The organism is Pseudanabaena sp. BC1403, from assembly GCF_002914585.1.
In the GTDB taxonomy this organism is placed as follows: domain Bacteria; phylum Cyanobacteriota; class Cyanobacteriia; order Pseudanabaenales; family Pseudanabaenaceae; genus Pseudanabaena.
On sequence record NZ_PDDM01000018.1, the window covers coordinates 23,245 to 36,867 of the forward strand.

Annotated in this window: 16 protein-coding genes; 6 read left to right on the forward strand and 10 right to left on the reverse strand. The window is 43.8% G+C overall.

What is annotated here, in order from left to right; all coding sequences use genetic code 11:
- Nucleotides 1–10 precede the first annotated feature (10 nt).
- The 3 genes from CQ839_RS16160 to CQ839_RS16170 all read left to right on the forward strand — a co-directional run bounded on the left by CQ839_RS16160 (nucleotide 11) and on the right by CQ839_RS16170 (nucleotide 3,865).
- Nucleotides 11–2,008, forward strand: a complete 1,998-nt coding sequence (locus CQ839_RS16160) for a nitrate ABC transporter ATP-binding protein (RefSeq protein WP_103669327.1) — start codon at nucleotides 11–13, stop codon at nucleotides 2,006–2,008.
- 131 nt (nucleotides 2,009–2,139) lie between these two features.
- Nucleotides 2,140–2,976: a nitrate ABC transporter ATP-binding protein gene (locus CQ839_RS16165; RefSeq protein WP_103669328.1), complete on the forward strand. Its 837-nt coding sequence runs from the start codon at nucleotides 2,140–2,142 to the stop codon at nucleotides 2,974–2,976.
- Nucleotides 2,966–3,865 carry a DUF6671 family protein gene (locus CQ839_RS16170; protein WP_258040760.1) on the forward strand — a complete coding sequence of 300 codons (900 nt, stop codon included), beginning with the start codon at nucleotides 2,966–2,968 and terminating at the stop codon, nucleotides 3,863–3,865. Before CQ839_RS16165 ends, CQ839_RS16170 begins: the two co-directional genes overlap by 11 nt.
- Nucleotides 3,866–3,916: 51 nt before the next feature.
- On the opposite strand, the gene CQ839_RS16175 is transcribed toward CQ839_RS16170, so the two are convergent.
- Both CQ839_RS16175 and CQ839_RS16180 read right to left on the reverse strand, forming a co-directional pair.
- The gene (locus CQ839_RS16175) at nucleotides 3,917–5,131 is read right to left on the reverse strand and encodes a DUF790 family protein (RefSeq protein WP_103669329.1); all 1,215 of its coding nucleotides are present in this window, start codon (nucleotides 5,129–5,131) and stop codon (nucleotides 3,917–3,919) included.
- A 263-nt stretch (nucleotides 5,132–5,394) separates the two neighbouring features.
- Complete coding sequence (locus CQ839_RS16180) at nucleotides 5,395–6,576, reverse strand: TRC40/GET3/ArsA family transport-energizing ATPase (RefSeq protein WP_103669330.1); 1,182 nt, start codon at nucleotides 6,574–6,576, stop codon at nucleotides 5,395–5,397.
- Nucleotides 6,577–6,980: 404 nt separating this feature from the next.
- On the opposite strand from CQ839_RS16180, the gene CQ839_RS16185 reads away from it, so the two are divergent.
- Both CQ839_RS16185 and CQ839_RS16190 read left to right on the forward strand, forming a co-directional pair.
- Nucleotides 6,981–7,343, forward strand: a complete 363-nt coding sequence (locus tag CQ839_RS16185; RefSeq protein WP_103669331.1) for an Hpt domain-containing protein — start codon at nucleotides 6,981–6,983, stop codon at nucleotides 7,341–7,343.
- A gap of 298 nt (nucleotides 7,344–7,641) precedes the next feature.
- Nucleotides 7,642–8,175: a hypothetical protein gene (locus CQ839_RS16190; protein WP_103669332.1), complete on the forward strand. Its 534-nt coding sequence runs from the start codon at nucleotides 7,642–7,644 to the stop codon at nucleotides 8,173–8,175.
- A 90-nt stretch (nucleotides 8,176–8,265) separates the two neighbouring features.
- On the opposite strand, the gene rpsI is transcribed toward CQ839_RS16190, so the two are convergent.
- The 7 genes from rpsI to rpsM all read right to left on the reverse strand — a co-directional run bounded on the left by rpsI (nucleotide 8,266) and on the right by rpsM (nucleotide 12,499).
- A complete protein-coding gene (rpsI, locus tag CQ839_RS16195; RefSeq protein ID WP_103669333.1) occupies nucleotides 8,266–8,679 on the reverse strand; it encodes a 30S ribosomal protein S9 in 414 nt (137 codons plus the stop codon).
- A gap of 12 nt (nucleotides 8,680–8,691) precedes the next feature.
- Nucleotides 8,692–9,159, reverse strand: coding sequence for a 50S ribosomal protein L13 (rplM, locus tag CQ839_RS16200; RefSeq protein ID WP_103669334.1), 468 nt, complete (start codon nucleotides 9,157–9,159; stop codon nucleotides 8,692–8,694).
- A gap of 105 nt (nucleotides 9,160–9,264) precedes the next feature.
- Entirely contained in the window at nucleotides 9,265–10,104 is an 840-nt protein-coding gene (truA, locus tag CQ839_RS16205; protein ID WP_103669335.1) for a tRNA pseudouridine(38-40) synthase TruA, read from the reverse strand.
- Nucleotides 10,105–10,112: 8 nt separating this feature from the next.
- Nucleotides 10,113–10,547: a 50S ribosomal protein L17 gene (gene rplQ / locus CQ839_RS16210; RefSeq protein WP_103669336.1), complete on the reverse strand. Its 435-nt coding sequence runs from the start codon at nucleotides 10,545–10,547 to the stop codon at nucleotides 10,113–10,115.
- Nucleotides 10,548–10,611: 64 nt separating this feature from the next.
- Nucleotides 10,612–11,565: a DNA-directed RNA polymerase subunit alpha gene (locus CQ839_RS16215; protein WP_103669337.1), complete on the reverse strand. Its 954-nt coding sequence runs from the start codon at nucleotides 11,563–11,565 to the stop codon at nucleotides 10,612–10,614.
- Between the two features lie 134 nt (nucleotides 11,566–11,699).
- On the reverse strand, nucleotides 11,700–12,095 hold the full coding sequence (gene rpsK / locus CQ839_RS16220; RefSeq protein WP_009628986.1) for a 30S ribosomal protein S11: 396 nt from the start codon (nucleotides 12,093–12,095) through the stop codon (nucleotides 11,700–11,702).
- Between the two features lie 20 nt (nucleotides 12,096–12,115).
- Nucleotides 12,116–12,499, reverse strand: a complete 384-nt coding sequence (rpsM, locus tag CQ839_RS16225) for a 30S ribosomal protein S13 (protein WP_009628987.1) — start codon at nucleotides 12,497–12,499, stop codon at nucleotides 12,116–12,118.
- Between the two features lie 36 nt (nucleotides 12,500–12,535).
- Between rpsM and CQ839_RS25185 the strand changes: the two genes are divergently transcribed.
- Nucleotides 12,536–12,688 carry a hypothetical protein gene (locus CQ839_RS25185; protein WP_181016222.1) on the forward strand — a complete coding sequence of 51 codons (153 nt, stop codon included), beginning with the start codon at nucleotides 12,536–12,538 and terminating at the stop codon, nucleotides 12,686–12,688.
- Nucleotides 12,689–12,807: 119 nt separating this feature from the next.
- Here CQ839_RS25185 and CQ839_RS16230 read toward each other — a convergent pair whose 3' ends face one another.
- Entirely contained in the window at nucleotides 12,808–13,452 is a 645-nt protein-coding gene (locus CQ839_RS16230) for an NYN domain-containing protein (RefSeq protein ID WP_103669338.1), read from the reverse strand.
- Nucleotides 13,453–13,623: the final 171 nt, after the last annotated feature.

The following is a 13,623-nucleotide window of genomic DNA, read 5'->3' on the forward strand; positions in this document are numbered from 1 at the left end:
GAATTTTAAAATGAGTAGTTTTGTTTCAGTTGATCAAGTTGAGAGAACATTTCCCTTAGGCGGTGGCAAAGAATATATTGCGCTTAAAGGAATTGACTTACGTATTAAAAAAGGTGAATTTATTTCCCTCATCGGTCACTCTGGCTGTGGGAAATCAACTTTACTAAATATGATCGCAGGATTAGATCTGCCCACTGGCGGAGTCGTCATGCTCGAAGATGAGCGTGTATCCCGTCCAGGCCCCGATCGCATGGTCGTATTTCAGAACTATTCACTTTTGCCTTGGCTATCGGTACGCGACAATGTGGCTCTGGCTGTCGATGAGGTTCTATCGAATTTACCCAAAGATGAGCGCCATGCTTTAGTTGAGCGTTATGTAAACATGGTGGGGCTAGCCCATGCGATCGATAAGCCGCCCACACAGCTATCGGGTGGTATGCGTCAGAGGGTTGCGATCGCACGAGCTCTCGCAGTCAGACCTAAATTATTACTTCTTGATGAACCTTTCGGAGCCTTGGATGCGCTGACCCGTGGCAATCTGCAAGAGAAATTAATGCAGATTTGTAATGAAGACCAAATTACGGCGGTAATGGTTACGCACGATGTCGATGAAGCGGTATTGCTAAGCGATCGCATTGTTATGCTCACCAATGGGCCATCTTCAAAAATTGGCGGTATTTTGGAAGTGGATATTCCTCGCCCTCGCCAAAGACTAGAAGCCGTTAAGCATCCGAGCTATTACAGCTTACGCAGTGAGATTATCTATTTCTTAAATCAACAGAAGCGCGTTAAAAAGCTCAATGCACGGACTGTTACTACAGTTGCTCGGCATGGATTGGAAAAAGTTAATCTAGAGATTGGCTTCGTTCCCTTAACAGCCTGTGCACCGATCGCAGTTGCTAAAGAGAAAGGCTTTTTTCAAAAGCATGGACTTGATGAAGTATCCCTAGTGCGTGAAACCAGTTGGCGCGGCATTGTCGATGGTATCGCAGGTGGTTATCTTGATGCTGCACAAATGCCTTCAGGCTTGCCAATGTGGATGACCCTCGGCGGTGCTGGCGCTTGCAAACCAATTGTGACGGCGCTAACCATGACTCGTAATGGTAACGCGATTAGTCTCGATCGCCGCTTTTACGATCGCGGTATTCATACTCTTGCTGATTTTAAAGCGATGCTGCAAAATACTCGCGATCGCTCTCACCGCATGGGTGTAGTCCATCCATCTTCCATGCATAATCTGCTACTGCGCTACTGGTTAGCCGCAGGTGGCATTGACCCCGATCACGATGTCGAGCTAAAAACAATTCCACCAGCGCAAATGGTCGTTGACCTTAAAGCAGGCAGTATCGATGGTTTCTGTGTCGGTGAACCTTGGAACTTCCGCGCCGCGATGGAAAATATCGGCTTTACCGTTGCAACGGATTTAGAAATTTGGCAAGGACATCCTGGCAAGGTTCTCGGTGTACGCGAAGATTGGGCAAATGCCTATCCCAACACCCACATCGCTCTCGTCAAGGCATTACTAGAAGCCTGTATGTATTGCTCCGATCCCAATAATGCCGAAGAGATTCGCCAAATACTCTCTCGCCGAGCCTATGTCAGCACTAATGTCAATTACATCCATTTAGGGAATCCTGATGATGTCACCTGTGCGATCGACTCCCCAATGCGCGAACCTGCTCACCACCAGTTCTATGGTGCTGGTGTCAATCGCCCTAGCCGTTCTGAACATCTCTGGCATATTACCCAGATGGCACGTTGGGGCGATGTTCCCTTCCCTCGCAACTGGGTAGAAGTTCTTGAAAAGAGCTGTCGGGTTGGAGTGTTCAGTACAGCAGCGCGTGAGCTTGGGTTGACAGATATCACCTATAGTCGCAATGCGATTCAACTCTTTGATGACATTCCCTTTAATGCCGAAGATCCGATCGCCTATCTCAACCAGCTAGAGATTAAGCGCAATATCACGATGGCAGAAATTGGCATGGACTCTATGCGAATGGTTGCTTAAATGCGATCCCCCTCAATCCCCCTTAAAAAGGGGGAAGAAGATAATTAATTGATTCTCCCCCCTTTTTAAGGGGGGCTGGGGGGGATCTAAATCTCAAACTTTAAGAACAAAATTAAAAAGTTAAAAAGAACATGACCCAAACCACCCTTAATCCCATACCAGTTGCCACCATACCTCCTCAAGAATCCTTCTTGCGCATTGAAAATGTTTCCAAAATTTATCCAACACCTAATAACGGACAATATGTAGTTCTAGATGGTGTAAATCTTCATGTCCAAGAAGGTGAATTTATTTGCCTAATTGGTCACTCTGGCTGTGGCAAGTCCACCCTCCTAAACATGGTTGGCGGCTTCTCGAAACCATCGATCGGCGAAGTTTTAGTTAATGGCAAACTGATTACCAAGCCAGGACCCGATCGCATGGTCGTATTCCAAGGTTATGCGCTCTTACCTTGGCTCACAGTATATGAAAATGTCATGCTGGCGGTAGACTCAGTTAATCCAAATATGTCGAAAGGCGAGAAAAATGATATCGTCCGTCACCACCTCGCTATGGTCGGATTGAGTGAATCCGCCGAGAAAAAGCCAACTCAAATTTCAGGTGGGATGAAACAGCGCGTATCGATCGCCAGAGCCTTATCCATCCGTCCTGAAGTCCTCATCCTTGATGAACCCTTTGGCGCTTTGGATGCAATCACCAAAGAAGAACTGCAAGAAGAACTGCTACAAATCTGGACAGAACATCGCTGTACGGTATTGATGATCACCCACGATATTGATGAGGCTCTATTCTTAGCCGATCGCCTGGTGATGATGACCAACGGCCCCGCCGCGAGTATTGGTGAAATCTTAACGATTCCTTTTGCTCGTCCCCGCGATCGCGCCCAAATCATGGAAGATCCTCTATACTACGATCTGAGAAATACGGCTCTAGATTTCCTATATAACCGCTTTGCCCATGACGAGTAATTCCCCTATCCTCTCTCCCACTGGGAGAGGGGAACAAGGTAACCCAATAGAGTTTCGCGATCGCCTAATGGTGATCGCGACAATGCATCGTAAGGAATTAGCGATCGCGCCAATTGTACAAACATCTTTGGGCGTGAGAGTTACCGTACCTCAAGATTTTAATAGCGACTTGTTCGGCACATTTACCCGCGATATTGATCGCCCTGCTAATCAAGTCGAAACCGCCAAACTCAAAGCCGAAAAAGCTTTAGAACTAATTAACGCAGATCTATCGATCGCTAGTGAAGGTAGCTTTTTCCCACATCCAATTTTAGGTATTCCCTACAATCGCGAAATTGTTTTTTTACTCGATAAAAAGCATAACTTCAATGTTTACGGTGAATGTCTATCTACTGATACGAACTTTCGCCATCAAGAGATTTCTAGCTATGAGCAAGCCTATGATTTTGCTCTAAAAATTGGCTTTCCCGATCATGCGATCGTGCTGATGCCAGATGCCACGACTTCGGCAAAAGAGGCTATTTATAAAGGAATTACTTCAGAAAATTTGCTCAAAGTATCTGTGCGTGAGTTGCTAAAACAATCACCACAAATTCATATTGAAACAGATATGCGATCGCTCTACAACCCGACTCGCATGAGCAATATTGCCAAAGCTACTGAAGAGCTAGTACGGAAGTTACAGCAACTCTGTCCCAATTGTAATTTTGTGAATTTCGATGTAGCAGAAAGATTAAGAGGGTTACCCTGTGAACTTTGCGGCTTACCCACTCAAGTTACTCGCGCTCATGTCTATCGTTGCGATCGCTGCCAGTTTCAGCAAGAAGTTCTATTCCCAGATGAAGTACAAACTGCTGATCCGATGTACTGCTCCTATTGTAATCCTTAAAGAACCAATTTTTTGTGGCGCGGCTTCGCCGCGCCACAAAAAATTGGTTCTTTATTCGATCGCTTGTAAAACTACTTTTGGTGAAAGTTTATCTTTAAACCAAACTGTCAGCGCAGGAGTATCGCTTACTTTTACGCCCGCCTTCTCCAGATTCAGTCGTTCAGAAATCGCCAAAATCAAATTCTCACAATTAGCTTGTCTCACCTGCGAAAACTTCTTGCGTAAATACTCAGGTCGCCAATAACCGACGATCTCTAATAAATAAGTACGTCCATCGGGATGCACTAATCGAAAGTCAGGAATCATCACACTCCCAGGAATGGGAATTAAATCTACTTCTCTTTCTAACTTCCACTCAGTTTTTAGTTCTGCCCAACGCTCTGCAAACGATGACTCGATCGCACTGTCATACATTTTGCCAGCAGGATAATGACTAACTAAGCCACAATCAGAATCGAGAGTAAATAAACCTGTACGTTTTTGTTTTGAATAAGTATCTTTTTCAACGAGGGTGGCGTTGAGGCTCCATTTAGTGACATGTAGCAAAGCTGGTAGCAACTTCGCGATCTCAAGTCCGTAACGAGTACTCGTGCCAAACAAACTCGTAGCACCATCGACAGTAATCGTAAAACCATAATCGACATCACCTTCGATATAGGACATCAATTGAAATAGCTTGAGATAACGGAATAGTAGCTTATATTCTCCTGGATCATTACGATGGACTTTTAGAGTCATGTGACTTGCCCGATAGAAAATCCCTTGCACTTGCGAAAGATTATAACGATGAATAAGAGCTTCAGGTGTCGGACTTTCAAATTCGGTCAGAATCCGATTCTCCATCAGATCGGCATAAAGTCCTGTTGTAATTTGCGAAGGTAAGACTTCACGCTTCAGTTCTTCAGTCAGGCTATCGGCAAGTTTGGTAAGAGTTTGCTGTGTAGCCTGCTGACTAGGTATAACTTGAGCCGACAATTCAAAAATACGGCGGCGTAATTCCTGTGATTCAAGCGGACTCACAATTTCAAAAGTGCTGAAACTGGACTTGAGAATATGTGCCAATCCCCGCTTTACACGATAATCTGGTGTGTCGCCTTCAAGTTCTTGCAATAGGCGATCGAGTTCACTCTGAGTCCTACCCTTAGCATTCTCAAAAATTGCGATTAGTTCTATTGCGATCGCTTGATGCTTATCATCCAATTTCAATCTTTTAGGAACGACGGATTCGCCATTCAGTCGATGCATCAGGAGTTCGCTAGGCAGCATAGATATTCTAAAATAATGCTCTAATTATTAAGAGCACATTATTTTAGCCTCAAGAAAATGATTTTTATGACTCTTTATCAATAAGATACTCTACTATGGCTGAATAAAGCCAATGCAACTTGCCAGAAAGGTATGGTTAAATTCCATGTCATTGAAAGTGTTGATTCGCAACACTTTCAATGACTTTATTGGTTCGATCTTGAGAGCAAATTGGGCTTCCAATCCCCGCAAGTGTAGTCACACTTGCGGGGATTGGAATAACATTAAACGGGTGTTGAGAATCGAATTTTTAGATAATCATCTTCCATCTTTGCCCCAGATGTTTGCAAAACTGATAGAGCTTGGGGTAAAACCAAATTGCGGCGATGATTGCCAATGCGAATGTTTAACTCATCACCAGTCTTGGTTAGCTCAATCTTCTCCTTCGGTACACCTGGCAAATACAATTCCAAACGATACTGCTTGTTCTCTTCAATTACACGCATCGTATTTTCCTTGTAATAGACCTGAGACGGATCTTCATTACCGTATAGCGTGTCTTTAAGCCTTTCTAGGGCAGCAATTCCACACATCTCCTCAGCATAGAGAGGAATCTCCTTGATTGGCAGAGGATGAAAATCACGGTGAATTTGTTCACAATACTGCTTCTGATTGTCCTTCCAAACCTTAAAGAATGGATCTTGGACTTCCTCAGGAATGATGCGATTGGCGATCACCATGTCAGTAGCCACATTGTAGAGACTGAGATAGGAATGGGCTCTCAAGGACTCATTAATCACCATCTTCTCTGGATTAGTCACCAATCTGACCGTTGTGGTGGTATTGTCCGTGAGAATCTTTTCTAGAGCTTCAAGTTCTTCATAAAATTCATAGGGTGCGTCCATTACTTCTTTATTGGGAAGAGAAAAACCCGTCACCCGCTTGAAAATTGGCTCGAATACAGGACTGAGAACCTGTGCCATCCCCTGTAAAGGTTTATAAAACTTCCGCATATACCAACCTGCCACTTCAGGTAGCGAAAGTAGTCGAAGCGCTGTCCCAGTAGGTGCAGAGTCAATTACTAATACGTCGTATTCTTTCTCGTCATAGTGACGCTTGACCCGCACTAATCCAAAAATCTCATCCATTCCTGGTAAGATTGCCAACTCTTCTGCTTGAACTCCCTCTAGCCCTCTGGCTTGGAGGACTTCACTAATATAACGCTTGACCGCGCCCCAGTTGCCCTCTAGTTCACGCAGAGCATCTAGCTCTGCTCCCCAAAGATTTGGGCGAACTTCTTTAGGATCATGCCCCAATTCGACCATAAAGCTATCGGCGAGAGAGTGAGCAGGATCGGTACTCAAAACCAGAGTTTTATAACCCAATTCAGCACAGCGTAAACCTGTAGCTGCGGCGACAGAGGTTTTGCCAACCCCGCCTTTTCCTGTCATTAAAATGATACGCATGGTCGATATGACTCGTCTTATTTAAATTTTGATGAGACTAGGCTGAACATCGCTTTGCTCTAAACAGCCTAATAAATTTTGAATAAATATATTGCTTTGCAAATCTTTACAATTGTCTCTCATTCTAACATTGATATCGCGATCGCCTAAAGTGCTTTTGAAATGTTTAAGCAATTCTCATTATAAAAATCGGTTTTGGAGTAAGTCTGTTGACGACGTAATTAGATTAAAACCGATTTTTGGGTTTCCAGTGTCGTAGGCGCTGAAAACCCAAAAATTGGCTTTATAAATAGAATTCTTGGAAATGCTTTTCCTACTTACAGTTTTTTTGATTGTATACATGGTAGTTTAGCCTGAAATAAACTTAAACTAGCTTAGTTAACTGCTGTAAGGCTTTTACCTATATGAATCATCAACCAGAATCACCTGTTAACTCAGAGCAACTTAGCCAGATATCAGAGGGAGATATAGAGTTTGAGATTGAAGTTCTACAGGTTTATGTTGAAGATGTTTCGCAACGCTTAAACAAAATGCGAGACGAGATCATTAGCAATGACTGGTCACAAATTATGGGCGAGGCTCATCATCTTAAAGGTGCTAGTAGCAATGTAGGTGCTTTGCAAATACAGATATTAGCGCAGCAACTTGAAGAGTTAAATCACTCACAAGATTCAGAAAAAGCCTTGAAAATTATTGAAGAGATGTTCTTGAAATTGAAGGCTGTTGAGCTATTTATCACCGAAAAAATAGTAATTTTTTCATCTTAGAGCGCATTTCAAACCAAAAAAGACAACTGCTGACGTAAAGCACCACTCGTCTTTTTTGTTTTTGTCTTGATATATATCTGTATACAGTCAATTCAGGAATAAACCCCAAGAGAGAGTTGCGGCACTTCGTGCCGCAACTCTCTCTTGGGGTTTATTTTTGTCCTAGCGCTGATGGTTATAGCTATATAAGGATTAAATGGTTTGAGAAAGATCATAACCAAGGTATGCGCTTTTCCTCAAACATTGAAAACTATAAATGATTTAGGATTGCTATATAGTTTTAATAATCATGAGCTTTATGACCAACAAACAATGGCGATCGCTTGCCAATATTTTTTTTATCTGCCTAATTTGCCTTGGCATAACCGTCTCAAACTCTTTTGCGCCCAAAGTATCGGCAGCATCTGAACCTTCTTCATCTCAGATAGTTGAGCGCTTTGAAAACATTAAAACCAAAATGGCAAAACTCAGATTTTGCTACAACGAAAGCTGTTTCTATCGCAACGTCACTAGTAAAGTTGTCCCCCCAACAAATAATAATCCCCACTATACTGCTGAAATCTCTGCGGCTGTAGAGCGTCCATCCTCAAGTCCAGATCTAGCAGATTATCATTTTGTTTATGTCAATGATCTCTGGCAGCTAGTCAAAGGTGAAGAGTTTACCGATGTTGCTGATTACGTATTTATAGGCGATCGCTATGAAATTTACAGCGTGCACAATAGTCATACTTTGCGCGGTAATTTAGACAAAGCAAAGGAAGATGGTGGCATCAAATCAGGATATTTGCCCCTTTATTACGAAGTGTTAGATCGCGGCATTGAGAAACTATAAGGATATGAGATGCGGCGCGAAGCGCCGCATCTCATATCCTTAATAAATAAAAAGCCTCGCATTGCGAGGCTTTTTATTTGAGGTAAACGATTACCGTTTCGAGTATTGAGGAGCTTTACGAGCTTTCTTAAGACCATACTTCTTACGTTCCTTACAACGGGGATCGCGAGTCATGTAGCCTTCAACCTTGAGAGGTTTACGGTTTTCGGGAGCAAGTTCACACAGTGCACGGGCAACACCCAAGCGGATTGCATCAGCTTGACCAGTTACACCACCACCATGAGCATTGACCAAAACATCGTACTCATTTTCCAAGCCCAAGGTTTCCAAAGGAGCTTTAACGCCAGCAATGTATGTGGGGTTAAATTGCAAGTACAAATCGCCTGCTTTACCATTGATGACGACTTTGCCTTCCCCTGGAACAAGGCGTACACGGGCGATCGCCTTTTTACGACGACCAGTTCCCCAGTAAACAGCACGATTAGAACGTTCAGTATCTGACATCGGTTATTTCTCCTACTTCTGAGATGGAATGGTATTGATTACCAAGGTTTCAGGCTGCTGTGCCTCATGAGGATGGCTAGCACCCTTGTAGACCTTGAGCTTGGTGAAAAGCTGGCGACCAAGGGTATTCTTAGGCAACATACCCTTGATGGCATGTTCAAGAATACGTTCAGGAACGCGAGCGATTACCTTGTCAAAGGTTTCTTCCTTCATCCCACCTGGGCGACCAGAATGTCTTCTGTATAACTTTTGGGTGGATTTTTTCCCAGTTACAGCAATTTTTTCGGCGTTGATGACAACGACAAAATCACCAGTATCTAGGTGGGGCGTATAGATGGGCTTATTTTTGCCGCGCAAGATGATTGCGATCGCGCTAGCAAGTCTTCCTAGTCGTTGACCTTCCGCATCAATGACATACCATTTGCGATCGGGATCTTTTGGTAAGTAGCTTTTATTCGGAGTAAGTGTAGTTGTAGTCATTAGTTTCTCTACAAACGAGATTTATCTATGATATTTATCTGAGAAATAGATCTGTGAAATATTTCTGTCAAACTTGTAAGTTTGGAGCACATTAGCCTTTAAACTTCAAACCAATGTAATTACATGGTTGTCATTTAAGCCTAGTGTTTGCTTGCGCGATGCGAACTCAGCAAATGGATGATCGGCATAGCCGATCGCCAATAAGCACAGTCCTTGCGGTGGAGCCGCATACTTAACTTCAATACGACGTTTTTCTTGCCATATGCTCGTAAAGGCTTCAACACTCAGGCGCGAACGCCCAACATCGACTAATTGCCCCACTAGCAAACGGATCATGCCGTACAAAAAGCCACTAGCTTGGACCTCCACATGGACAAAATTGCCATCCCGCCAACATATCGCTTCTTGAAGCTCAAGACGACTATGGGGACGACTTGAACCTGCCCTCTGAAATGCTGCCATATCTTGTTCGCCTAACATCAGCTGTAAGGCTTGATGGATTAGCTTTTCATCAAGGCGATCGTGATAGTAGTGCCAGCTAAAGGGTTTTACAAATAAATTCGGAATCGCGGCAGTGTAAATCGTGTAACGATAACGCCGCCATGTTGCCGAAAATCTTGCGTGCCAGTCAGCAGCCACTTCCGTTGATCCACAGATTAAGATACCTTCAGGCAAATAACTATTCAGTACCTTTGCCCAACGATGGGGGGGGATCAAGCTTGACGTATCAAAATGTGCTACTTGAGCCGCAGCATGAACGCCAGTATCAGTTCTACCTGCACTATGCAAAACGGTTGCTTTTCCGCAGATCTTAGCGATCGCTTCTTCAATCGTTTGTTGCACACTGGGATGATTTGGCTGCCTTTGCCACCCGTAAAAGTATGTACCTAGATATTGAATAACTAAAGCAATACGATGGGGAGACTCAGAATCAGCGGAGAACATCTTGATGTTTACACAAGTTGCAAGATCGCCATTTCGGCATTGTCACCGCGACGGCTGACCGTGCGCACAATACGGGTATAACCACCATTGCGCTCAGCATAGCGATCTTTCGCTTGGGTGAACAATAAGTCAACCAAGGTAGTTACTCGCTCTTCTTCAGGCAATTGTTCTTGTTTAGTCTTGGTCTGAGGACGATCGCTTACGGGTTCGCCATCTTTAACCGAGATATCGTATAAATAGGCGATCGCTTGACGACGAGCGTGAAGAGAGCCGTCTTTAGCCAAAGTGATCATGTGATCGACATTGGACCGAACAGCATCAGCCTTAGCTCTGGTTGTCTTAATTTCGCCTCTGAGGATTAGCTCAGTGGTCAAAGCCCGTAGGAGAGCTTTGCGCTGATCGGCAGCCTTGTTAAGCTGGGGGGTTTTACAACGGTGACGCATAGGTGTGTACTAGATGAATATGAAACCAAACTCTTTATGTAAAAGAGTTTAAAAGATAGCCTTTCTACAGAATTTTAGAAGCCTTGGACTCAGTTAAGGTTAAACCAAGATGCTGTTTGAGGGCATCCATAACTTCCTCAGCCGACTTTTGCCCAAAGTTTTTGATTTCCAGTAAATCGTCTTGGGTATATTCCAACAAATCAGCAACAGTGTTAATCTGTGCTCGTTTGAGGCAGTTGTATGCTCTGACTGACAGTTGCAATTCTTCAATGTGAATTTGCTTAGTCTCATCTTGCTCATCACGTTCTTGAGGCAGTGAGGGCGCAAGAGTGATTTCTTGCAAGGGTGAGAACAAATTCACTAATACGCTAGCGGCTTGGCTAAGCGCTTCTTGAGGCGTAATGCTGCCGTTTGTCCAAATATCAATTAAGAGACTCTCTTTATTGATCGCATCACCGATCCGAGCGTCCTTAATCTCATATTTGACCTTGCGCACAGGCATAAACACAGCGTCGATCTTGAGCGTATCAATAGGAGAACTATGGTCTTCCTTAGAACGATCTACCGAACGATAGCCTTTACCACGCTCAATCGTAAGTTCCATCTCCAATGTTGCACCTTCACTAAGAGTGGCGATGTATTGGTTAGGATTAACAATCTCGATATCCGATGGCAAAGAATGAAAACTGGTAGCCGTAACTAGCTTTGGACCGCGCTCTACCAAACGGATGATTTGTGGTGCTGAGCTATAAGACTTCAGCACTAGCTCCTTAAGGTTGAGCATCAAATCCAAAACGTCTTCCCGTACGCCAGGAATCGTCGCAAATTCATGGTTGACACCAGCAATGCGAACAGCAGTGACGGCCGCACCCTCAAGATTGGAGAGCAATACCCGTCTGAGCGCATTTCCAATGGTAATGCCTTGCCCCCGATCTAGTGGTTCCAGAACAAATTGGCTGTACTGGCTATTGTCTTTTTCTGTATGGGATGCAACGCACTCAACCTGAAACTGTGCCATATTTGTACCGACTTAGTCTGCAAGAGTAAACGAAAATCAAAGGTGAAATTAGAGAATTGAAAAATTACGAATTACGAATTACGAATTTTTTACAGTTTTATTGTTTTAATTCGTAATTTCTAATTCGTAATTGATTACACACGTCTGCGTTTTGGAGGACGGCAGCCATTGTGAGGGATTGGGGTAATGTCACGAATGAGGGTGATCTCTAGACCAGCAGCTTGCAAAGCTCTCACTGCGGTTTCGCGGCCAGATCCAGGACCTGTAACCATTACTTCAACTTGACGCATTCCTTGCTCCATTGCTCTTCTAGCAGCGGATTCAGCCGCAGTTTGTGCAGCAAATGGAGTGCCTTTCTTTGCGCCTTTAAAGCCGCTAGCACCAGCCGAAGACCAAGAGATGACATCACCTACGGTGTCTGCGATCGTGACGATAGTGTTGTTAAAAGTAGACTGGATGTAAGCGACTCCATTAGGGACATTGCGCTTATTCTTACGTGCGCCAGTTCTACGAGTTGTTTGACGAGCCATTGTTTCGTATTAATCCTTACTTACTTCTTACCTGGAGCCTTCTTCTTACCAGCGACAGTACGACGACCGCCACGGCGTGTACGCGCATTGGTGCGAGTACGTTGTCCACGGACAGGAAGCCCCATACGATGTCTACGACCTCTGTAGCAACCGATGTCTACTAGACGTTTGATGCTTAAACCTTCGAGACGACGCAGATCGCCTTCAACTTGAAAGTTGGATTCTACCTCTTGACGCAAAGTTGTTACTTCAGGATCAGTAAGTTCTTTAACCCGTGTATCAGGGTTTATTTTGGTAGCTGCTAAGATTTTTTTGGCGCTAGTTAGACCGATTCCGTATATGTACGTTAGTCCTATTTCGATGCGCTTGTCACGCGGAAGGTCTACTCCTGCAATGCGAGCCACTATAAGTCTCCCAATTTGTTGTCAGTTTTCAATGTTATGGTTGCCCTAAAAGCACTTGCTGATCATCCTTTTCAGGAATCTCGTCAGCAACTTTTTGGGCGGATGGCTGTACAACACGATCTTCGCGAGAGCATTAGTTCTATGCAGTGGGTTAGCTACAATCGACAGAAGCAAATTACGAAGACGTAATATTTTACAGCGAACTCTATAATATATTGACAATGGCAACTTCTGTCAATATTTTTTAGGATTGATTAAGATTATTCCTAAATTGCTAGTAATTTCCAAAGATGAATTATAGATGACAGCTAGTTGTCCCGATCGCTGTCCATGGATGAAACTCCAGAGATGGGGCGATAGGTATAGTTAGCGATCGATGGCGCAGTATTGGGTATATTACTGGGCGAAGGAGATCGTGATATTTTCATGATATCTTCTTTGATCGCTTCAAGATCGACATAGCGATCGGCAACATTAATCAAATGGTCGCTGGTCATTGATCGTAAACTAACTACTTCAACGCGCACACCTCGATAACTCGCCGCGTCAACTGCGTAGGCAAGATCGCCATCGCCACTTACCAATACAGCCGTGTCGTAGGAGCCAATTAATGCCATCATGTCCACAGCAATTTCGACATCGAGATTAGCTTTTTTGGAGCCATCGGGTAGCTGTACAAGTTCCTTGGAAATAACTCGATAGCCATTGCGACGCATCCACAACAGGAAACCCTGTTGTTTTTCATTGGTGCGATCTACGCCTGTATAGAAAAAGGCTCGAAGTAATCGTGAGCCATCGGTAAGGCATAGAAGCAGCTTAGTGTAATCGATTTCGATTCCTAGCTGTAGGGCTGCATAGAAAAGATTAGAGCCATCAATAAAGATGGCAACCCGCCCTCGATTTTCTAAAATCTGGTCTGCTTTAAAGCCAGAATCTTGCTCAAAAGGTAGCATGTTTTTGCCTATAGAACGTTTATTATCTAGTGCTGGGGGATGAAGCTTTGGTATTAGCATTGATACTTACAACCGTCCTAAGTGTTTACCTAATTCAGAAGAACCTCTTAAAATTTTTTAATAAACTCACACATAGCTCATTTAAAGCTAGTATCGGACGTTAAAAGTAGC

Bases quoted from the DNA above. Each gene is read 5' to 3' on its own strand.
- CQ839_RS16165 (WP_103669328.1), top strand. From the start codon at position 2,140: ATGACCCAAACCACCCTTAATCCCATACCAGTTGCCACCATACCTCCT.
- CQ839_RS16160 (WP_103669327.1), top strand. From the start codon at position 11: ATGAGTAGTTTTGTTTCAGTTGATCAAGTTGAGAGAACATTTCCCTTA.
- CQ839_RS16175 (WP_103669329.1), bottom strand. From the start codon at position 5,131: ATGCTGCCTAGCGAACTCCTGATGCATCGACTGAATGGCGAATCCGTC.
- rpsK (WP_009628986.1), bottom strand. From the start codon at position 12,095: ATGGCTCGTCAAACAACTCGTAGAACTGGCGCACGTAAGAATAAGCGC.
- CQ839_RS16180 (WP_103669330.1), bottom strand. From the start codon at position 6,576: ATGCGTATCATTTTAATGACAGGAAAAGGCGGGGTTGGCAAAACCTCT.
- rplM (WP_103669334.1), bottom strand. From the start codon at position 9,159: ATGACTACAACTACACTTACTCCGAATAAAAGCTACTTACCAAAAGAT.
- CQ839_RS16190 (WP_103669332.1), top strand. From the start codon at position 7,642: ATGACCAACAAACAATGGCGATCGCTTGCCAATATTTTTTTTATCTGC.
- CQ839_RS16170 (WP_258040760.1), top strand. From the start codon at position 2,966: ATGACGAGTAATTCCCCTATCCTCTCTCCCACTGGGAGAGGGGAACAA.
- CQ839_RS16185 (WP_103669331.1), top strand. From the start codon at position 6,981: ATGAATCATCAACCAGAATCACCTGTTAACTCAGAGCAACTTAGCCAG.
- rpsI (WP_103669333.1), bottom strand. From the start codon at position 8,679: ATGTCAGATACTGAACGTTCTAATCGTGCTGTTTACTGGGGAACTGGT.
- CQ839_RS25185 (WP_181016222.1), top strand. From the start codon at position 12,536: ATGGTTGCCCTAAAAGCACTTGCTGATCATCCTTTTCAGGAATCTCGT.
- CQ839_RS16230 (WP_103669338.1), bottom strand. From the start codon at position 13,452: ATGCTACCTTTTGAGCAAGATTCTGGCTTTAAAGCAGACCAGATTTTA.
- rplQ (WP_103669336.1), bottom strand. From the start codon at position 10,547: ATGCGTCACCGTTGTAAAACCCCCCAGCTTAACAAGGCTGCCGATCAG.
- CQ839_RS16215 (WP_103669337.1), bottom strand. From the start codon at position 11,565: ATGGCACAGTTTCAGGTTGAGTGCGTTGCATCCCATACAGAAAAAGAC.
- truA (WP_103669335.1), bottom strand. From the start codon at position 10,104: ATGTTCTCCGCTGATTCTGAGTCTCCCCATCGTATTGCTTTAGTTATT.